This window comes from Paraburkholderia youngii (genome assembly GCF_013366925.1).
GTDB classification, from domain to species: domain Bacteria; phylum Pseudomonadota; class Gammaproteobacteria; order Burkholderiales; family Burkholderiaceae; genus Paraburkholderia; species Paraburkholderia youngii.
Window position 1 is genome coordinate 486,945 of the sequence record NZ_JAALDK010000003.1, and the last position, 19,541, is coordinate 506,485.

Annotated in this window: 8 protein-coding genes and 13 pseudogenes; 11 read left to right on the forward strand and 10 right to left on the reverse strand. The window is 58.7% G+C overall.

All coding sequences use genetic code 11. The features are described 5' to 3' along the window. Positions 1-44: 44 nt before the first annotated feature. A pseudogene (locus G5S42_RS40770) lies at positions 45-872 on the forward strand (IS5 family transposase); the annotation flags it as partial. Between the two features lie 458 nt (positions 873-1,330). Here the strand turns inward: G5S42_RS40770 and G5S42_RS40775 are convergent. Then, entirely contained in the window at positions 1,331-4,087 is a 2,757-nt protein-coding gene (locus G5S42_RS40775; protein WP_176112302.1) for a M16 family metallopeptidase, read from the reverse strand. Positions 4,088-4,312: 225 nt separating this feature from the next. Further along, positions 4,313-5,584: pseudogene (locus G5S42_RS40780) on the reverse strand (IS701 family transposase). 500 nt (positions 5,585-6,084) lie between these two features. On the opposite strand from G5S42_RS40780, the pseudogene G5S42_RS43910 reads away from it, so the two are divergent. The 3 pseudogenes from G5S42_RS43910 to istA all read left to right on the forward strand — a co-directional run. Beyond that, positions 6,085-6,640 (forward strand): annotated as a pseudogene (locus G5S42_RS43910) (transposase); the annotation flags it as partial. Beyond that, positions 6,638-7,188, forward strand: a pseudogene (locus tag G5S42_RS40795) (IS110 family RNA-guided transposase); the annotation flags it as partial. The pseudogenes G5S42_RS43910 and G5S42_RS40795, both read left to right, overlap by 3 nt. A 328-nt stretch (positions 7,189-7,516) precedes the next feature. Next, a pseudogene (istA, locus tag G5S42_RS40800) lies at positions 7,517-8,706 on the forward strand (IS21 family transposase); the annotation flags it as partial. On the opposite strand, the pseudogene G5S42_RS45945 reads toward istA, so the two are convergent. The 3 genes and pseudogenes from G5S42_RS45945 to G5S42_RS45950 form a co-directional block, all read right to left on the reverse strand. Continuing rightward, positions 8,687-8,928: pseudogene (locus G5S42_RS45945) on the reverse strand (IS6 family transposase); the annotation flags it as partial. The pseudogenes istA and G5S42_RS45945 overlap by 20 nt on opposite strands. Before the next feature lie 246 nt (positions 8,929-9,174). Continuing rightward, a pseudogene (locus G5S42_RS40805) lies at positions 9,175-9,461 on the reverse strand (IS21 family transposase); the annotation flags it as partial. Then, positions 9,365-9,580: a hypothetical protein gene (locus G5S42_RS45950; RefSeq protein WP_246392613.1), complete on the reverse strand. Its 216-nt coding sequence runs from the start codon at positions 9,578-9,580 to the stop codon at positions 9,365-9,367. The pseudogene G5S42_RS40805 and the gene G5S42_RS45950, both read right to left, overlap by 97 nt. Positions 9,581-10,031: 451 nt before the next feature. Between G5S42_RS45950 and G5S42_RS40810 the strand changes: the two genes are divergently transcribed. The 4 genes and pseudogenes from G5S42_RS40810 to G5S42_RS40825 all read left to right on the forward strand — a co-directional run bounded on the left by G5S42_RS40810 (position 10,032) and on the right by G5S42_RS40825 (position 12,240). Then, complete coding sequence (locus G5S42_RS40810; protein ID WP_176112304.1) at positions 10,032-10,619, forward strand: hypothetical protein; 588 nt, start codon at positions 10,032-10,034, stop codon at positions 10,617-10,619. A 108-nt stretch (positions 10,620-10,727) separates the two neighbouring features. Continuing rightward, a pseudogene (locus tag G5S42_RS40815) lies at positions 10,728-11,038 on the forward strand (DDE-type integrase/transposase/recombinase); the annotation flags it as partial. 159 nt (positions 11,039-11,197) lie between these two features. Continuing rightward, positions 11,198-12,019 (forward strand): DsbC family protein, encoded by an 822-nt coding sequence (locus G5S42_RS40820; protein ID WP_176112305.1) that lies wholly within the window; start codon positions 11,198-11,200, stop codon positions 12,017-12,019. After that, positions 12,016-12,240, forward strand: coding sequence for a hypothetical protein (locus G5S42_RS40825; protein ID WP_176112306.1), 225 nt, complete (start codon positions 12,016-12,018; stop codon positions 12,238-12,240). Before G5S42_RS40820 ends, G5S42_RS40825 begins: the two co-directional genes overlap by 4 nt. Before the next feature lie 33 nt (positions 12,241-12,273). Here G5S42_RS40825 and G5S42_RS40830 read toward each other — a convergent pair. From G5S42_RS40830 to G5S42_RS45955, 3 genes and pseudogenes are all read right to left on the reverse strand, one after another. Next, positions 12,274-12,737, reverse strand: a pseudogene (locus G5S42_RS40830) (IS6 family transposase); the annotation flags it as partial. A 158-nt stretch (positions 12,738-12,895) separates the two neighbouring features. Continuing rightward, positions 12,896-14,062 (reverse strand): group II intron reverse transcriptase/maturase, encoded by a 1,167-nt coding sequence (gene ltrA / locus G5S42_RS40835; protein WP_246392539.1) that lies wholly within the window; start codon positions 14,060-14,062, stop codon positions 12,896-12,898. 509 nt (positions 14,063-14,571) lie between these two features. Beyond that, positions 14,572-14,844, reverse strand: a pseudogene (locus tag G5S42_RS45955) (IS6 family transposase); the annotation flags it as partial. A 445-nt stretch (positions 14,845-15,289) separates the two neighbouring features. Here G5S42_RS45955 and G5S42_RS40845 point away from each other — a divergent pair. Then, positions 15,290-15,835 (forward strand): hypothetical protein, encoded by a 546-nt coding sequence (locus G5S42_RS40845; RefSeq protein ID WP_217710340.1) that lies wholly within the window; start codon positions 15,290-15,292, stop codon positions 15,833-15,835. 53 nt (positions 15,836-15,888) lie between these two features. Here the strand turns inward: G5S42_RS40845 and G5S42_RS40850 are convergent. Together G5S42_RS40850 and G5S42_RS40855 are read right to left on the reverse strand one after the other, a co-directional pair. After that, positions 15,889-16,391, reverse strand: a pseudogene (locus G5S42_RS40850) (IS5 family transposase); the annotation flags it as partial. 194 nt (positions 16,392-16,585) lie between these two features. Next, positions 16,586-17,813 (reverse strand): annotated as a pseudogene (locus tag G5S42_RS40855) (IS3 family transposase). Between the two features lie 236 nt (positions 17,814-18,049). Here G5S42_RS40855 and G5S42_RS45960 point away from each other — a divergent pair. Beyond that, positions 18,050-18,156 (forward strand): annotated as a pseudogene (locus G5S42_RS45960) (IS6 family transposase); the annotation flags it as partial. 615 nt (positions 18,157-18,771) lie between these two features. After that, positions 18,772-19,482: a hypothetical protein gene (locus G5S42_RS40860; RefSeq protein WP_176112307.1), complete on the forward strand. Its 711-nt coding sequence runs from the start codon at positions 18,772-18,774 to the stop codon at positions 19,480-19,482. The last annotated feature ends 59 nt before the right edge of the window (positions 19,483-19,541 follow it).

Here is a 19,541-nt window from a genome sequence, read left to right on the forward strand (position 1 = left end):
AAGCTTCTTCGACAACCCTATTATTCGCCCCACGCTCAGAACGGGAGCGCTGTCGTGAACACCTCGTGAAGGCAGCTGCGCGGCACGGCCTGAAACTGCGTCAGAACTACAACCGCGAAGCACCACGCCTGGCCACCCAGATCAGCCGCTACGCGCACGCGAAGCAGTACCGGCGGATGAGCAAGGCAGTGCGCACCCTGCGCTCGCGTGTCGGCCGCGTCATGCGCGATGTCCAACGGCAACTCGACACGGTGGTTGATAACAGGCGAGCTGAGCTGCAGGAACTGATTGCCCGCACGAAGCGAATCCTGACGCAGAAGACGAAGGACAAAAATAAGCTGTATGCGCTGCACGCGCCGGAAGTCGAGTGCCTGGCCAAGGGTAAGGCGCGCACGCCATACGAGTTTGGCGTCAAGGTGTCGATCACGACGACACACCGGGAAGGGCTGGTGGTGGGTGCCCGCTCGATGCCGGGCAATCCGTACGATGGACATACGCTGGAAGAAGCGCTGGAGCAGGCAGCGATTCTCAGCGATGTCAAACCTGAAATCGCGATCGTCGACCGTGGTTACCGGGGCGCTGAGCCAGACGGGGTGAAGGTCTACCATCCCGGCCTGCGACGCGGCATCACGCGCACGTTGCGCGCCATGATCCGGCGGCGCAGCGCGATTGAACCAGCGATCGGTCATATGAAGGCCGACGGCAAACTCGACCGGAACTGGCTCAAGGGCGCGCTCGGGGATGCGATCAACGCAGTGCTATGTGGTGCCGGCCACAACCTGCGCATGATCCTCAGAAAGCTGCGGCGTTTTTACGTCCTTGTACTTGTCGCATTGCTCAACCGCTCCGCGGCTTCCGCTTCGACACCATGAACGGCGTCGTCGCCGAAAACGAATTATTCAGACCCGACTCATTAGTAAGCAGGCGTAAAGCGCTTTTGTTGCGATACGGATAGAAATCGTCGAAATTGTCTGCTTTGTGTGTTGGTTCCATCGTTGAAGTTCTTTAAGCGCCTTTCAAGGTTTGGTGTTGACTTGTTGGTATAGATTTCGCGTAAAGGTAGCCGACCGAATTACTCCCATCGGAGTGGCGGTCGTGAAACTTGACATTTGCCACACAACTCAGCGCCCGCGATCCCGCCTGAACACGGCGGTGCCGCCGTCGTCTACATGGTCTCTTCGCCGAATTTGCCGGCGTGGGCAATCGTGAATATCTGAACCTTCAGATATTCACGAATCTAGGCCGCCAGCCCCCTCGGGGGTCTTTTTGAACTGAACTCTTATTGTGAATTCAAGGCAGGGTCAAAATCGCAGAGACTCCGAACCAGCCTCTAACGAACGAGCCGGCCTTCGGCATCGAGCACGTGCACCTTACCTAGACCGAGCTCGCGCACCGGCTGCTCGATCTTTTTCAGATCGCCCACGATCACCCAGGTCAGTGCTCGTGGTTTGACAATTTCGTCGATCGCCGCCTGCGCGCTTGATACACTCACCGCCTTGATGCGCTGCTCGAGCGTCTGTACGTAGTCGTCCGGACGGCCGTACTTCACGATATTGTCGACGGCGCCGATCACCGACCCGGTGGTCTCGAAACTGCCCGGCAGACCGCGCAATATGGACGACCTAACCTTGTCCACTTCCTGTGCAGTCAGCGGCTTGGCACCGACGATGGCCACCGCCTCCTTTTCCATCTCGAGCGCGGATTCGGTAGTCTTGTCGGCCTGAACGGACGCGTACATCTGAAACGGCCGCTGGCCCAGCGCGCCAACAAGGCCGCTGCCGGCACCGTAGCTCCAGCGCTTTTCCTCGCGCAGGTTCATGTTCAGGCGCGACGTAAAGGTGCCGCCGAACGCGCGGTTGGCGATATCGATGTCTATGGCGTTGATCGCCTTGCTCGACGGCGCGAGCAGACCGGCGAGGATCAGCGACTGTGGCGCTTTGGGCCGGTCGATCAGAAACACCCGTGGCTTGGCTTGGTCGGCGACCTTGGCGATGTTCTTTTTCGGCAACGGCGCGGACGGCGCCCTCCAGTCGCCGAACACGGCGTCGAGTTGTGGAGTGATCTCCTTCAGCGTGGTGTCGCCGGCGACCAGGATCTTCACGTTGTCGGGCCGCAGCCAGTCGCGCCGGAACGCCTCTAGGTCGTCTGCCGTAAGTGATTTGATCGACGCCTCGGAGCCGGTGCCAGTGAACGGAATCCTGTAAGCATGGTCGTGGCCGTACAGCAGAGGCGGCAACATGCGCTCGGCGAGGGACGCCGGGTCGACCTTTTCTTGTGCGATGTGGGCTAGTCGCTGAGCACGCACACGTTCGATGTCGTCGGCCGTGAAGGCCGGGTTGCGCACGATGTCCGCGAACAGCGCGAGCGAAGGCTTGAGTTGGTCATTGAGTGTGTTAAGCAACGCGCTACAGGTATCCAGCCCGCAGCTAACACCCATGATGGCGCCCAAGCGCTGCGTGCGCTTGGCTACCTCCAGCGCGTCAAGCGACTTGGTGCTCTCGCCCATCAGGGAGGCGGCGAAGCTGGCGGTACCAAGCTTGCGTCCTTCGTCGGCGGCGTAGCCGCCATCGAACTGCAGGTAGATCTGGGTGACTGGGACAGTGTAGTGTTGCGCCAGCACCACCTCGATGCCGTTCTTCAGTTTGCCGCGCTCGAGCTTCGGAAAACGTAGTTCGGGGAAGTGAGTGACCTGCGGCACGCCTTTGGCACGGTCGACCTCGCTCTCGCTCACGACGTATTGCTGTGCAGCCGGCAGTTTGGGCTCGGGTCGACCCTGCGCGTCGGGCAGCGGCACGACCTTCGCGTCCTCCGCCTGCGGGTCAAAGTCGTTGCTGCCCGGCAGCACGGTGAGCAGGTAGTCTCCCTTGGTGAGCCACCTGTCCGCCGAGGCTTTTACACTGCCAACGGTGGCGGCGTCGACGCGCTGTTGGTCCTTCTTGTAGGCACCTGGATCGCCGAGATACAGTTGCCCCGAGGCCAGCATCTGGGCCTTGTCGCCGACTTTCTCCAGGCGACGCACGAGAGAAGCGCGATAAACGACCTTGGCACGATCCAGCTCATCCTGAGTTGGGCCTTCGATGAGGAATTTATTCAGTTCGTCGGCGATGACCGACTCGACCTTGGCCGCATCCACGCCCTTGCGCACGTTAGCATTAATCTGGAACTGACCGGTCAAAGCGAGCGGTGACACGCCCGCGGACACATTGTCGGCTAACTTGTCCTGATAGACTAGGCGCTGGTAGAGCCGCGAGGTCCTGCCCCCACCGAGCACGGTAGCGGCAAGGCGCAGCGAAATCAGGTCATCCGTGCCCAACTGCGGCACAACCCAGGTGCGGTAGATGCGTGTCTGCGACACGTGGTCGTGCTGTACGCCGCGCGTGGACTTCGCCAGCGGGGTGATCCACGGCTGCTGGCGCGGCACCGGCGGACCGGCCGGGATGTCACCGAAGTACTTGACGACTTTCTCCTTGGCTTGCGCGGTTGTGATATCGCCGGCCAGCACGATCACCGCGTTGGCAGCACCATAGCGATCGCGGAACCACTGCTTCACGTCAGCCAGCGAGGCGCCGTTTAGATCTTGCATGGAGCCGATGATGTCATGCTGGTATGGATGGTTTGCCGGATAGATGTTGGACAGGATGTTCTGGTATACGCGGCCGTAGGGAGCGTTCTCTCCTTGGCGCTTCTCGTTTTGAACCACGCCGCGCTGCGTATCGAGCTCTTTCTGGCCGATTGCACCGAGCAGGTGGCCCATGCGGTCCGACTCCATCCATAAAGCCATGTCGAGCGCGGTGGTCGGCACCGTCTCGAAATAGTTGGTTCTGTCAAACCCAGTGGTGCCATTCATGCCGGTCGCGCCGGCCAGTTCGAACGGAGCAAAAAAGGAGCCCTTATGGTGCTCCGAGCCGGAGAACATCAAGTGCTCGAACAGGTGCGCCAAGCCGCTCTTGCCCTTGGGCTCGTCGCCAGAGCCGACGTGATACCAAACGCTCACCGCCACCACTGGGGCCTTGTGGTCCTCGTGCACCACGAGGGTGAGGCCGTTGGGGAGCATCGTTCGAGTGTAGGCGATCTCCGGCACTACCATGGTGGTTTCGGTAGATGCGGCTCTAACTCCGCTCGCCGCGATGATCCCGAGCGCGCATATCACCAATCGTTTTTTTAGATTTCGAGCCATAAAACACCTTATTGATTAGACTGAGCTTTAGACACTCGAACGCTGTCGCCGTCCGTTGGCGATCAGACGGCGAACGAGACTGAGATTGCGATGAAGCGAGCAGTCGAGGCCGCAGAAGCGGCATCGACTGGTAACTCAAGGGGCGTGACCCGCTTCGGGCCTCTGGGGTTTTCCAGACTTCCGCTGCATGGGAGTGTGGGAGGCAAGTCCGGTAAATTCCCGACGCAGCCATTGGGCGACCAAGCCAGCGGTGACGGGCTGACCGATTCTCAACGGCGCAATTTCGTGCATGGGGAAGTCCTCGGCAATCGCCCGGCTGAGCGACAGCGTGAGAGTCCATGCGCACGAACGAATCTGCATCCAGAGTTCGAGTAGGGTGCGCGTCTGCTGCCAGAGATTGTTGAATCCCCACCAACGCCTGAGATTGTGAAACAGCGGTTCTATGCCCCCAGCGGCGCGCGTAAAGCTGAACGATGGTTTGTGCCTCCAGATCCACTTCGGAGGCCAGTATCAGACGTCGCTTTGTCCATTCCTGCCGCTTGTCGTTGTAGAACTGGCACCAGACAGCGCGCACGGGCGTACCCTTCAGGAAGCGGGCCACGGCGACGGTCGAACGCAGGCGCTGTTCCTTGCCATAGAGCTTCATCGTCAATCCGGTTGCGCACAGCGCTTCGATGGCATCGGCACTCAGGCGCTTGCCATAGATGCGCGGCCGTCCAGGCCGGGGCCCACCGGACCGAACGGCCGGCCGAAACAGCACGGTATCGATACCCGCGTGGCCGATGACATGCATGTTCCGACGCAGCAATGGCAGGACCAGACGCGCGCGCATGAACCACGAGTCGAACAGCACACGTATGGGCCGCTCGATCACACCCGAGACTGCACGCACAAGCGCCAGCGCAATCCAGAGCTTGTTGATGTTGCCCGTTTCCGGAACCAGTCGCGAGAGGATCGGCAACACCATGCCGATGCCCTCGTTGCCCAGCACCCTCACACCCAGAGTCACGATGCATTGCGCCCAGACGTGTTTGGGCCCGGCTGGTCTTGCCGCTGTGCTCGCGTCGCCACCCGACGCCCGGTGCCTTCTTCGAACACCGCATGATCAGCGTATCGTCCAGGACCATGGTGAGCCTGCCGATGGGCAAGACAGCAAGCACCAGTCTGAGCAGCGCTCGCGCGAGTGGCCCCGTATGCTAGGTGCCACGCTCCAGAAGCTTGCAATACGCCGTCCAGTGGCGCGTACACCCAATGGCCGAAATTGCGCGGCTCACCCATCCTTCGGGCGAAACCATGCACCCGCTGAGCAGCTCGAGGAAGCTGGTTTGCGAGCGAAGCGGCACGGTGATAAACGGAACATTGATCCATTCACGCAGGCAAAAAATCAGTGCGTTTCGACAAGGACATGGGCCATCGCAAGAGAACCGAAAACGATTCCCATTGGCCGCCGCGTTGCTTGAGCTAAAACCTCGCAGGCTGTGCGGCGGCCTCACGATTGACTTTCCATATCAAGTTTTTCGAATTGCGAACCATTTTTCAGGACCCTTCATCGGGGGGCTCAATTTCTAAAATCGAAACATGATTCTTTCCTTTTAAATTCGGCTGCTGATAAGCTGTTGAAGATGATCGCAGACGAAGCTAGAGAAAATCGTGCCAACAGCCAAGGTATCGGTCGAATCGAAATCCTTTGTCGAACAACAACGGACGGGACTTACAATGCAAACACTGATTGTCGCGAATGCAACAGTCTTGGCGCAAAAAGCACTGGGCAATGCGCTTTGGGTGTCTAGCTAGAGCAGCATCGGTGTTGCTCTGTCGGGCCTTGATCGGCGTGGGCCCCCGGCGTCAGAATAGTTGTCGTGTCGTTTGATTCTTAGAGAGGTCCGGGGGCGGTAGGATCGGCATGAATGAAAGCCTGCTCAGCAGAACGAAAAGAAGCCGTGGTGCGTCGTATGATGCCGCCGGAAGATGTGCCGGTGTCGGCGCTGGCGAGAGAAACACGAATCACGGAACAGACGTTGTACGTGTGGCGCCGCGAGGCGAAAGGAAAGGGATTGGCCGTTCCGGGCGACGGGAAGAACGCCGAAGGATGGTCTTCGGAAGACAAGTTTGCCGTTGTATTGCAAACTGCCCGCTCAACGCAGCGGAGTTGGCCGAGTATTGCCGGCGCAAAGGGCTGTATCTCGAGCAAGTCGCGGCGTGGCGGGCCTCATGTGTGGCCGCCAACGCGAATGCTGCCGAACAGGCGCGCGAGCAACGTCAGCAGGCCAAAGAAGACAAGCAGCGCATCAAGCAACTGGAAAAGGAGTTGCAGCGCAAAGAGAAGACACTGGCGGAAGCTGCGGCGCTGCTCGTACTTCGAAAAAAAGCCCAGGCGACCTGGGGAGAACAAGAGGACGACTGACCAACGTCCCTGATCGCCTGTTATGGATATCGTTGATCCGAGAGGCGGTGGGCTCGGGCTACCTGCCGTTCACGAAGGAGATCGTGCCTGCATTCGCCAGAATCTCCGAGCGTCTGCCAGCCATTCTCGTCGACAGCTTGCGTGAACAGTGGGCCCGTGTACAGGCGATCAGCGAAGAAATTGGGGTCTGGAGCGGCGCCTCTCGAACGAGCTCAGACTTAGCGTCGAATGCCGATGCATTGCGGGGATTCCCGGCCTGGGATTGCTGACTGCAACCGCTACAGTAGCCGCGATCGGCGACCCCGCCACGTTCCGCTCTGACCGGGAATTTGCCGCATGGCTCGGCCTAGTTCCACGACAAACCGGAACGGGCGGTCGCATCCGACAGCTTAGCCTGAGTAAAAGAGGTAACACCTACCTCCGAACGCTACTGATGCATGGTGCAAGATCGGCGGTACTCCGCGGCGCCAGAACGCCGTGGCTCGACGACTTGCTGGCACGACGCCCCTTCACTGTCGTTGTTGCCGCAGTGGCAAACAAACTCGCCCGGACCATCTGGGCGGTCCAATCACGACAAACACGATACGAGGCACCCTTCCAAGCGTAGCAACTAATCCGCGGCTGCAATCGCCAGTTGTAGTTTCCACCACCAAGGAGCGCAAGCAACGAATTGCATGATGGCTTACAGGTTGGACCGGGACGAGGCAAGTCTGGTAAGAGTCGTGAACCTTCGAGTTCGAGTGTTAGCTGAGACCCTCGTCAGCGAATTCCATATGGGCCAGCAGGCCGACCAGCCTGCATCAACGGGCCGGACATAAGCGTGCTGCCTGGACCTGTAGATCAAAGTGCAAACCCTGCTTGCTATCCGGGAGGCGTCCACATAAGCCGCTCTAAGAACACCAACAGGCTGATCGAATAAGAAAGCGATCAGCTACATGTCTGGAACCCGCATTACCGACCAACAGGTTCGCCTCTACATGTCCAAACCAAACATCACTCGCAGGAGATCGCCGCCGCCAAGGCCGGCACGAGTGTCCGCAGCGCCAGGTGCATAGAACGGGACACCGTACTGCCATGACAGAAACCGCGTCGTTACTGGCGTTCCCGTCCCGATCCCTTCGCCGACGTCTGGGATACTGAAGTCGTTCCGATGCTCGCGAATGCGCCGCAACTTCAGGCGGTCACGATCCTGCCCAAGCTGCAGGACGATCATCCCGGGGAGTATCGCGACAGCACACGCCGCACACTCGAGCGACGCGTGCGGCACTGGCGGGCGACGTCCGGCTCACCCAAGGAAGTCTTCTTCCCGCAGTTGCATGAGCCCGGCGCACGCGGCCTGTCCGACTTCACCGACATGGCTGAACTGCGAGTGACGATCGCTGGCGTGCCATTCGAACACCGGCTGTACCACTTCGTGCTCGCGTTCTCGCGCTGGGAATACGCAATGTTGTTGAAGGTGGCGAGAGCTTCGAAGCATGTCCAAGGGACTGCAAAACGCACTCTGGCAGGCTGGGGGATGTCTGCGCGAGCATCGACCGACAGTCTGTCGGCGGCGTTCAGAAACCTCGCGGACGAAGACGACTTCACGGTGCGCTATGCGGCGCTGCTCGAGCACTATGGCATGACCGGGACCCGCAACAATCGCGGCCTGGGTCACGAGAACGGTAGCGTTGAGTCATCGCATCGCTATCTGAAGGAAGCCATCGACCAGGCGTTGATGTTGCGCGGTCACCGGGACTTCGTCGATCGTGCTGCCTATGATGAATTTCTGCGCGAGGTCGTCATGCGTCGCAACCGGCGTAACGCAGCCGCGTTCCGCCTTGAGCGGGAACAACTCATGGATCTGCCGTTAAGGCGCACCAGAGACTTCGTCGAGGAAGAAGCCCGCGTCACACGCTGCAGCACCTTCACGGTACGCGGCATTCTTTACAGCGCACCATCGCGCCTGATCGGTCATCGCCTGAAGGTGCGCGTGTACGGTGACCGGCTCGACTGGTATCTGTCGGGTGCGCTGGTGCATATCACCTCGCGAGGCTCGCGTGGCGGCGACAACCGCCACGCACTGAATTACCGACACTTCATTGAGAGTCTCAAACGCAAGCTGCAAAGTCATCGTTGGATTTCGGCTCACGAAAGCCGCGCGTGCGCCGCTCGCGTTCACGCGTCGGTTGATGGCTGTACTCGGCGCGGTTGTTTACCCGGTCCGTCGCTTTAACGAACACGTGCTCTAGGCTCGCCAGCTCCGGGATTTCACGCAAATGGTCGGTAACGATCTGCGGGGTATCGGCTTTGAGCGCAGCACCCGCTTGAAAAGCGCCCACCGTTTGTCCGCAACCCAACATTTCCTACAACCGTCGGCCCGATTGGAGGAAATGCGTCACTGAACACGGAGATGGCCAGCCCCCGTTGACTAAGTCGTGCTCGTATGCAGCGCCAGCGACCTTGAGCCGTACGTCTACCTCGTGCACAGGCTCACTGAATGGCCACCGCGCAACCTGCTGCGATTTGTCCGAACGCGTACCGCTCCGCATCTCAAAACTCGCACCATCGCGGGCATTGAATTCGACTGCGGCCCAACGGGGTAGTTGTCGTTCGCATGAAGCTTCCCTGCCAGTACGGCCCCACGCCGTGCAGGCCCGCGAGCTCAAGCAGGCTGACCATCGTCTTGCATGCGTCGCGTTGTGACAGACGGGCATCGCGTTGCTCCCACGTTCTGCGGTAAGCCTCACGCGGGAACAGTGCGTCACGAAACGCGAGCCCCTTGAATGCCTGGGATTTGCGCTTCAGGGCGTCAATGAAGTGGCGGTAATCGAGCGCGTGCCGGTTGTCGTGCGCACGTGAGCCCCGAGCGGTGCTGTGGACCAGCACGCCGGACAGGTACGATCGCCGTAGATGCGCACGCCTATTCCTGTCGTCTCGGCCGCGAGTTCCTGCGGATGGTGCTTGCGCTTGTTTATGTAGAGGCGAACCTGTTGGTCGGTGATGCGGGTTCCAGACATGTGCTGACCGCTTCTTCTTTAAGAATCGATCAGCCATCCTATTGCCCCACCGACGCGGCGCCGCCGGTGGGCCGTCTTTTCTGGCGGCTACGCCGCCTCCGACTCCTCACCACCGGCCGAAACAAACGTCAACGACCGGCCAAAGTGGCGCCCCCCAGTGGTGCTGGCTCGACTTTTGCTCTTTGCTTCTCGTGAGTCATTAGGAGTGGATTGAATGAGGATTGAACACAAAATCAGATCTCACGGTGCTGCAGTCACAACCAGCGTTTTTGCGCACGCCCTACACGGTCAGGAAGGCGCGCGTCACGGGGGCGGCGCCCGCCGGCGGGACGTCATGGAACCGCGAGGCAGTTCTGGGCGGCAATGGGCGTACTTGCATGGATTCGACCACGGCTGAGCCGTGCGAGGGCGTGCGCGTCGCGTTCTATCGGGCAACACCTACGGAGGCAGCATGACCTGCATTGTGGCGCTGACAGATGGCAAGAAGGTTTACATGGGTGCGGATTCGGCAGGAGCGGGGGGGGGGGCCATCACCGTGCGCGCCGACCCCAAGATTTATCGGGTGGGACCGTTCCTGATCGGCTTCACCACATCCTTCAGGATGGGGCAGCTTCTGGGCCATAGTCTGACCGTCGCGCCGCGCCCTGAGGGCACCGATGTGTTCGCCTTCATGTGCACGACGTTCATTGAGGCGGTACGCGCGTGCTTTACCCGCGGTGGGTTCGCGCGCAAGGACGGCGAACGCGAATGGGCTGGCACTTTTCTGGTTGGGTACATGGGGCGCATCTTCCAGATTGGCGACGATTATCAGGTTGGTGAATGCGCCGTGAACTTCGATGCCTGTGGTAGCGGCGAACAGGCGGCGCTGGGCTCACTGCATACCACCGTCGGTATGCCGATGCGGCCAGACGTCAGACTCGAATGCGCCTTGGCCGCGGCGGCCGAATTTTCAATGGGAGTCCGTGGCCCGTTCCGGATAGAAGTGCTGGACGGCCAGATCGCTCAACGATCGAACGAAGAAGAGGTAAGCGACGTTTGATCTACCAGTCGCCCACTTACCACGAAATGGGTGATGGTTGAGCCGCTCTTCGTGCAATGCCAGTTCCAACAGCTCGCACTGGGCGAGTCGGTCTTCAAACGCGCGCCGACCATCACGCTCGACGGCTATGCCGCCTCGCACCGCGCGGTGCGCGAAATGAAGACCGATGGTCTGCTGCCTGAAGACACGAAGGTGCGGTCCTCAAAATATCTGAACAACGTGATCGGGCAAGACCATCGCCACATCAAGTCCAGAACGAACGTGATGCCTGGGTCAAGCGATTCTGGAGCGCTGCGACCACGATTTCAGGAATCGAGTTGACGCATCGCATTCGCAAGGGGCAGTTCGATCTCGCAAAGCTCGGCCTCAAGCAGGCCGCTGCGCCCGCCGTATGGAATGCGGTCCTGTTTGATCGATAAGCCTTCCCACCTATATGAACTTTCTCAACCCGCTTACCTATTTGCACCAGAACCCGGGCCACCGTTCGACACCATACCGGGGATGGAATTTCGTCTCAAAAACCGAACCGTCCAAAAGTTCAATCGCCACTTACGGCACCCTCCGGAGCAACCAGATCCATGCGAAGCATTTCCAAACACACCGCCGCGCTCCTTATCGCGGGCTACGCGACACTCGCTCACGCCGGTTTCCCGGAGGAGCCGGTCAAGCGTTTCGCAGCCGCTCAGGGTGCCAAGATCCAGCCGCCGATCCCTGGGTTCTTGTCCGTCGTCAAGGGCAGTGAAGTCTTTTTTGTGCGTGACGACTTCTCTGTCCTGAACACTGGCAACGTCATCAATCTGTGGACGAAGCAGAATCTGACGCAGGCGCTCGAGCGGGCGAACCGCCCCACGATCGATGTTGCACAACTCAACCTGAAGGATGCAATCCGGTTCGGTAACGGTTCGCGAAAGCTCTACGTCTTCTCGGACCCCGACTGTCCTTATTGCCGACGCCTCGATGGCGAACTCACCGAGCTGAAGGACGTCACGATCTATATCTTCCCGTTCCCGCTCGCCCAGTTGCGTCCGAACGCGCACGGCGTGTCGGAGGCAGTCTGGTGCCAGTCGGATCGGGCGGCAGCATGGACCAAATATCAAGACCTTGCACGTGATGGTTTTTCGGGCCCGCCGCTCGATGCGGACCCGGAAGCGGACTATAAAAAGCGCTCAGCGCGCCTGATCTCTTCATGGCACGACTACCTCCACTCACGCCATCAGCCGGATCAGCCCACCTGCGATAACCCGATCGCCCACAACCTCAGTTTCGGCGAGAAGTGGAATATCAGCGGCGTTCCGGCCCTGGTCTTCGAGGACGGAACCCTTGTCCCTGGTCTGATGCCCACTGCCCGCATCGAGGCGCAGCTGACCCAGTCCCACGCAAACCTGGCAGCATCCAAATGAGCACGCTCAAATTTCGCCTTCTTAGCGCCGTTGCGGCGCCCGGTCGCCATACGGCGCTGCACGCTAGCCTCGTCACGCTGGTCGCCACGGCTGTCTTCATGATGCTAACAGCTGGTGACCTCGGTCCCTTGGCGCCGCTGATCATCGCCGCATCGTTCTATGTGATTTTCGCGGCGGTAGTAATCGAACTGGTTCTCGGGGGTTCCGGTGCAAATAGGTAAGCGGGTTGAGAAAGGCCATATTGGTGGGAAGGCTTATCGATCAAACAGGACCGCATTCCATACGGCGGGCGCAGCGGCCTGCTTGAGGCCGAGCTTTGCGAGATCGAACTGCCCCTTGCGAATGCGATGCGTCAACTCGATTCCTGAAATCGTGGTCGCGGCGCTCCAGAATCGCTTGACCCAGGCATCACGTTCGTTCTGGACTTGATGTGGCGATGGTCTTGCCCGATCACGTTGTTCAGATATTTTGAGGACCGCACCTTCGTGTCTTCAGGCAGCAGACCATCGGTCTTCATTTCGCGCACCGCGCGGTGCGAGGCGGCATAGCCGTCGAGCGTGATGGTCTCCGGCGGCTGGCCCTGACGCTTGATGGCCTTGCTGAAAAAAGCTTTGGCCGCAGCCACGTCGCGTCGGGCTCTGAGCACGAAGTCCACCGTCTGGCCAGCCCGATCCACTGCCCGGTACAGGTAGACCCACCTGCCGCGAATCTTCAGGTAGGGGTGAGTAGACCCGGGGAATTGCGCCCCGAGTCTCTCGCAGAACCGTGCGTAAACCTCTCGATTTACACGGCTCCCGTTATCCAACCTGTTTCCCCTGATACTGCCAGTGCGCGAACTCTCGCGGGTACGCCTGCCTCATCTTGCGTAGCCACTCCTCACTGCACCGTTTGTGCCGTCGCAGTGTTTTGTACTTGCTGCTGAACCCAGCGCACGAGCTTTCGGTCGAGATACCGACTCAACTCATGCATGGCTGTCCGATGGAAAGCCCCGTAGTAGTTCCACCAGCCACATATCGTGGGATTACATCGCTCAGCGAGTTCGAACAGTGATTTCGACGTTTGGCGCTGCAACCGCCACCCCCGCACCGTCTGTCTCATCCGTTTCAGGGCGTCAGGACTGACTCCAGGTACAAAGCTGGTCGAGACCTGCCCGTGCCTGGTCAACACCCTTCGCGGACGAAACTGAAAGCCCAGAAATGTGAAGGTCACATTCGGGTAGGTTTGGGTGCGACTTCTGTCCTTGCAATACACGATCTTTGACTTTTCAGGATGCATCGTCAACCCACATTCCGCCAGCCGCGAGGCAATGGCGTGCATAACCTCTTGTGCCTGCTCCTGGCTACGGCAATGGACCACCGCATCATCGGCATAGCGCGCAAAGGGACACTGCGGGAAGTGACGCTGTATCCAGACGTCAAACGCATAGTGCATGAACAGATTCATCAGGATCGGACTGACCACTCCCCCCTGCGGGGTACCGCGGTCCCGCGGCAAGCGGGTACCCTGTGCAGTTTCGAATGGCGCAGTCAGCCACCTCTCGATGTACATCAGGATCCAGTCCTCTTTGATGTGTTTGCGTACCGCTTTTAGCAAGAGGCCATGATCGATTTGATCAAAGGCCGCCTTGATATCAAACTCCACCAGCCAGTCGAACTTCCAGCACCTTTGTCGGGTGATGGCGACCGCCTGCCTGGCCGATTTCCCGGGCCGGTAACCATACGAATCCGCATGGAATAGTGGATCGAGAATCGGCTCAATGAGGAGCTTGACCGCAGTCTGCGCCACACGGTCACTCACCGTGGGCACGCCCAACTTGCGAATACCGCCCGTTGCCTTTGGAATCTCAACTTGCTTGACCGGTGGCGGGAAGTACGACCCCGACGACATCCGATTCCACAGCTTGAACAGATTCTTCGGCAGGTCCTGCTCGAACATCTCGATAGTTTCATCATCGATGCCGGCAGCACCCCGGTTGGCCTTCACTCGCTGGTACGCCTCCCAGATCGTTCGCTTGGCAATGTCATAAGTTTTCGTTGATGTCATGTCACTCCTCCCCGACAAGCAGGTTGGTGACCTTCGTCAACCGGATAACGCTGCCCCTTCGCTCCACCCTCATTACAAGGGCTTCAACACTACTACGGGCAGCTCCGCCCCTCGTTGCGGCATCGGTATTCTTCCTCATGGTGTTAGCCATTTGTCATTTCCCTTTCCATCCGCAACAAGGTTCTCACGTTCCATACCGAAGCCTGTATTGAGCTCATGCCGCCTCTACGCCGGCTGCCGCCAGGTCCGTAAACAGGTCTCGTCCTGACTGATCCTGGAGCGACGAAATGACCCCAGTTTTGACAGCACCTTAACGAATTAACGACGCATCATCGAACGGTTTGCTTTCGCTCATCTTCTCAACACATACCTGCCATCCTTATGGATGACTTTTCCACGGTCGCTCACCACCACGCCTTTTGAGCGCAGCAGCACCGGGCGGTTTGAAGCCTGCTCCTGCAAGCCGGCTTCGGGAGGCCTACTCCCATCTTCAGTACAGCACCACAAGCTTTCGCTTGTGTTCGTGACACACTCTCATCGACTCGCCACGAGCGACCCGCAGGTGTAGCAAAGCGGTTCCAGCGTTTGACGAAATCGGATGTATAACGCCTCACTCAGCGCAGAATCGTCGTGTGAGCCAGCGACAATCGCCGTTCGGCCATCATCCCGACCAGATCGCGAAAGCAGAGCTTGTAGCGCAGGTACCAGCGAACGCACAGGATGATCTGCCGAACAAAATGGCGTCCGCCGAACAACCTCTCCGGACTCTTCAGCTTGCTCATCGCGGCTCGTCGGTTCGTTTTGTTCCGACAACTCGGACCCATTCGCCGGCCATATTTGCACCAGAGCTCAAATAGGTAGCGTGGTCGAAATAATCTTTATAGATCTGAATACCGTCACCTTTTCTCATTGGACAGAAAACGATAGACGCGGAGTGTCGCACCTACGACCTTCCGCGTCTTCATTGTCGACTTTGTTCGTCGCTTACAAACGAGGAATATCGATCCGCGCGCTTATCTGGCTGTTGGCACGATCATCGCTGTTCGATCCCGGGATCTTAGAGGCCCAGTTCCACACCTTCTGCATTCCAGAAGATGGGAGAACAGCACCGTCACGATCCGTGCATGACCAGCACACACTGCATTCACCTATGGCGTGGATAACACACGTACAGGTAATAGTGCATTTTCTTTTACATGTTTGGACAGTCCGAAAGGAAGGCACATGATGAGCGTTAGACGTGCGGCATCCCATTTTCTAACGACAGCCATCTTCGCGACCGCACTAACGATGGCGGGGCCAGTTCATGCGGCTGGAAAAAGTGGCGAAGCATTCGTCGTACTGAAATACATCAGTAGCGTGCTCCGAAATGGTTCTCCAGATCCCAGCATGGAACACAGGGCGTTCTGCGCCAAGAAACTGAGCGAACCGGCCACTCACTATCACGACATGAAGGTCGCGACCAAGTACGACGTAGTCGGCGACGAGCAATCGGCGAAGTCGAACTTCCCTTCGCCTGTGAGCACCCAGCCGCTGGAGCTGACTGTCGATTTACATCCACTTGGGATTGAAGGGAAATATGCATTCGGAGCCTTCAGACCTTCGCCTGTTCCGGATGACTACGTCCTCTTTTCCATGTCGCTGGAGTTCAAGGACCCAACGAGCACCTTCCTGATCATCAATGAGAACAAGCCCTTTAATTGCGTGATCTCAAGCGCCTCAGACCCCTTCACGCGGATCGAAAGCGGCAAGTTCGCTGTCGACTCGAAGTGAGAGGTATTCTCGGCTCTGGTTTAGAGCGTTTGCGGGGCTGGCAATTCAGACCCGACTGCCGGAATGGCATCGAGCGTGGGCTCGAATGCCATCGCGTCGTGTCGGTTGGCGCCCGTGACCGTGATGGCCAGTGGAATGCCGCGCGCGTCCACAACGATGTGCCGTTTGGACCCGAGCTTTCCCCGGTCTGTCGGGTTGGGGCCGGTTTCCTGGCCCCCGGGGGCTGGCAACACTGGCAGCATCGAGGCTCGCCCGTTCCCGATCAATCTGGTCGTGCTCACGCAACCGGCGAAGCATTGCCAGATGCAGTTGCTCCCACACGCCTGCGGCCTGCCAGTCTCGTAGCCGTCGCCAGCATGTCATGCCGCTGCCGAAACCCAGTTCCTGCGGCAGGTCTTCCCATGGGATGCCCGTTTGCAGGACATACAGGATGCCGTTCAGTGCTGCGCGGTCGTCAACTGTGCGCCGACGGTCGCCTTTGCGGTGACGGCGTAAATGCCGGAATCGACAGTTCCAGGGCCGCCCACAGTTCGTTCCTGATTTTTCTTCTGGACATGCGCCCAGGATACGAAACCTATGGCTTGATGTCCAGGTTGTGTTAGCCGCTATAAACGATGCCGGCGTGTCGGCGCCGCGCTGGAAGAGGAGGGAATGGCTTGATCCAACAGCTGACTATTGAGAGGCACATCACACTCCGCTCGAGACGATCCCAGTGGACTTGCCCCTGCATGACCGGACACACGGTCACGCTTAGGTTGGAGAATTTGCTTGCTGGCGAAACTCGCGTGGCGAGCGGTATTTCAGGGCGCTGTGCGGATGTGACTCGTTGTAGTGGTCGAACGCAATGGCCAAGTTCTGCAACGCCGTTCTGGCGTCGGGCTTGGGCATCCACGAAACGTAGTCACGCTTCATCGTTTTGACGAAACTCTCGGCCATTCCGTTGCTCTGCGGCCTTCGCACAGGTGTCGTGACGGGCTTCAAACCGATTTTCTGCGAGAACGTCAGCGTCTCGTCGGCAATGTAGCAGGAACCGTTGTCGCTCAGCCACTCGATTTCGCTCTCAGCCTTCAACGCACCGGCGAAACGGTTCTCGACAGCCTGAAGCATCACGTCGCGCACCATGTCGCCGGTGTAGCCGCCCGTCGTCGCAGCCCAGCTCATGGTTTCCCGGTCGCAGCAGTCCAGTGCAAACATGACGCGTAAGGGGGCACCGTCGTCGCAGCGGAATTCGAAACCGTCCGAACACCAGCGGGCGTTGCTGCTGTCTACCGCGACCTTGCCGTCGTGCCGACGCGTAGACGGGGCATGACGCGGTCGGCGTTCGAGCAGCAGGCCGTGGCTACGCATGACGCGATACACCCGCTTTACATTGACACGCGGTTGGCCCAGCGCATTCCGGTTTCGCCTCAGCAGCGCCCATGCGCGCCGGTAGCCATAGGTGGGCAGGTCGGCGACCAGCTCTTGAAGTTCGGTGACGAGCGGCACGTCATCCAGAACGGGCGTCTTGCGCCGGTCGACCCATTCAGCGGGGCGCTTCGATTTGACCGCGAGATTCGAGCGCGACACACCCAGGACTTCACAGACCGTCTTCATCGGTCGTCCCCCCGCGGCAATGGTGAGCGCGCAATCAATTTTTTTGCTCGACCGTACTCCACTGCTTCACGGAGAATTTCCACTTCCATTGTTTTCTTGCCCAGCAGCCGCTGAAGTTCGCGAATCTGCTTCATCGCCTCGGCCAGGTCCGAGGCCGGCACCACCTGTTCACCGGCGCTGACAGCCGACAGGCTTCCGTCCTGATAGAGCTTGCGCCAGGCAAAGACCTGATTGGCATTCACTTGGTGGCGACGGACAACTCCCGAAACCGTGGCTCCGGGCTCAAAAGTCTCGCGCACTATCGCGAGCTTCTCTTCGACAGAACGCCGGCGGCGCTGCTCCGGCTGGGTTCGACAGGTTCCACGTTGTGACTGGGCTTAAACATAGGCAGAAGACTACCTCATAATTTAAGCGTTACCTCGTGTCCGGTTTTCGCAGGGGGCGGCCCACCCAGGATCTGCTTTACGCAATGCGGGCAACTTCGCTACCGATCTTCGATCGAAAAATCGTTGTTGCGAGGACTGCAGGTATCGTTATTCCCTCAAGACGCGCTAGCCGAATTAGGTGTGCACATTAGCGCATCTGTAAGCAACTTTAGCGGGAACATGTGAGCTGCAACATATTCTTGGTGGAATCGAGACCATGCATATGATCCGCAAAGCTCAGGTGAACGATGGAGATATGGCACACTTTCTCCCGTCCAGCAACTCTACTCGCTCTTTGCATAAATAGTCCTATTTTGTTCGTCTACCCATGGCGCGAGAAGATGGTGACCAAGGCGTCAAGCCGACGTTGTGTTAGCGACTCCTCGCGGAAATGAAGCGATTTTGTTGCGGTAACGACAAATATTGTCCGGTTTGTCTGCCTTGTCTGTTGGCGCCATCGGTGAATGGCTTTAAGCGTGTTTGATGGTCTCTGGTTTTCTACTGGCACTGGCTTATTGGTATGGATTTCGCGTACAAGCAAAGGACTTAAAGTACTTTTTCAGAAATATGTTAATTGCGTGAAAATCAGACGGTAAATTCGGCTGCACGCGGAGTGCTCAATGATACCTAGCAGCACGGCCCAGCGGAATTTACCGAAACCACCGCCATGTCCAGTTCGACGCCAGGCAATCACCGGGCTAATTAGGATCCCGCAAGCGCTAGTGATGTGTGTCGGAGTCTAGTCGTGATCGCAGTAATAATGACCTCGGGCTAGGGCATATTAATGTTCAGCGGGGACGTCGCCAACCCGTACGCCATGCGCCTGTCCTTGATAACCATGACGAAAATCTGGCGATTTCTGTGTCACCGCCTCGTTTTTGCGAAAAAGCACGAGGCTCAACCACTCAGGAGATTACCGTGTCATCTATCAACTGGAAAAATGGGCAACTCATTACCCTTGATCCTGGCGATACCGCGACGTGCCAGACCCTCACCGGCGGTCAACTCTACGGGCTCATCTTTTACAACGCAGCGGCAAATGACGCTGGCGCGAACATCTCCGTCGTGTGGAGCCAGTCGCAACCTCCCGTAACCGTAAGCGTGCCAGGCACGACGGCAAATCAGGGCCTTGCTTCAGTGCTGTTCGTAAATGGCTCTGACACCACTACCGTGTCGGCTGCGATGCTTGAGGGTCAATTGGGCGCACGGGTCGAGGCCTATATCGCCAGCGTCTCAATGCCCGAGGACACGACCGGCATCATTAACAAGCCTCTGCCGGCAGATGGCAAGAACCATTTTTTCGAGAAGTTCAGCCGTTACTACACGGTTCCGGCCTCGCACTGGTATCAGGCGCAGATTCATAGCAATATCAACCAGTTCATTTCGATTCAGTTCGCCGAGGAGTCTGCCGTGGTGAACGTCGTGAATTCGGAGGCCGATCCGGCTGCGCGAATCCTGGCGGTGGGCCGCGCCAAGAGCCAGTACAATACGAACGTCAGTCAATATCAGACAATCTCGTGGTCTCTCCAGGGCAACGGGCAGCAGCTGGTCTTCGTCAATGCTGATAGCGTGCAGGACTCGCAAGGCACAAGTATCTCTCTCCAATCGCTGAGCGCTCAATACGCCTGATTCTAGGCATGCGGACTGCGTGAACGCTGGCATACGCAGTCCGAAATCATGTGGTTGTG

Coding starts and splice junctions, on each gene's coding strand:
- G5S42_RS45950 (WP_246392613.1), bottom strand. CDS start 9,580: ATGTCTGGAACCCGCATCACCGACCAACAGGTTCGCCTCTACATAAAC.
- G5S42_RS40820 (WP_176112305.1), top strand. CDS start 11,198: ATGCGAAGCATTTCCAAACACACCGCCGCGCTCCTTATCGCGGGCTAC.
- ltrA (WP_246392539.1), bottom strand. CDS start 14,062: ATGACATCAACGAAAACTTATGACATTGCCAAGCGAACGATCTGGGAG.
- G5S42_RS40810 (WP_176112304.1), top strand. CDS start 10,032: ATGACCTGCATTGTGGCGCTGACAGATGGCAAGAAGGTTTACATGGGT.
- G5S42_RS40775 (WP_176112302.1), bottom strand. CDS start 4,087: ATGGTAGTGCCGGAGATCGCCTACACTCGAACGATGCTCCCCAACGGC.
- G5S42_RS40845 (WP_217710340.1), top strand. CDS start 15,290: ATGAGCGTTAGACGTGCGGCATCCCATTTTCTAACGACAGCCATCTTC.
- G5S42_RS40825 (WP_176112306.1), top strand. CDS start 12,016: ATGAGCACGCTCAAATTTCGCCTTCTTAGCGCCGTTGCGGCGCCCGGT.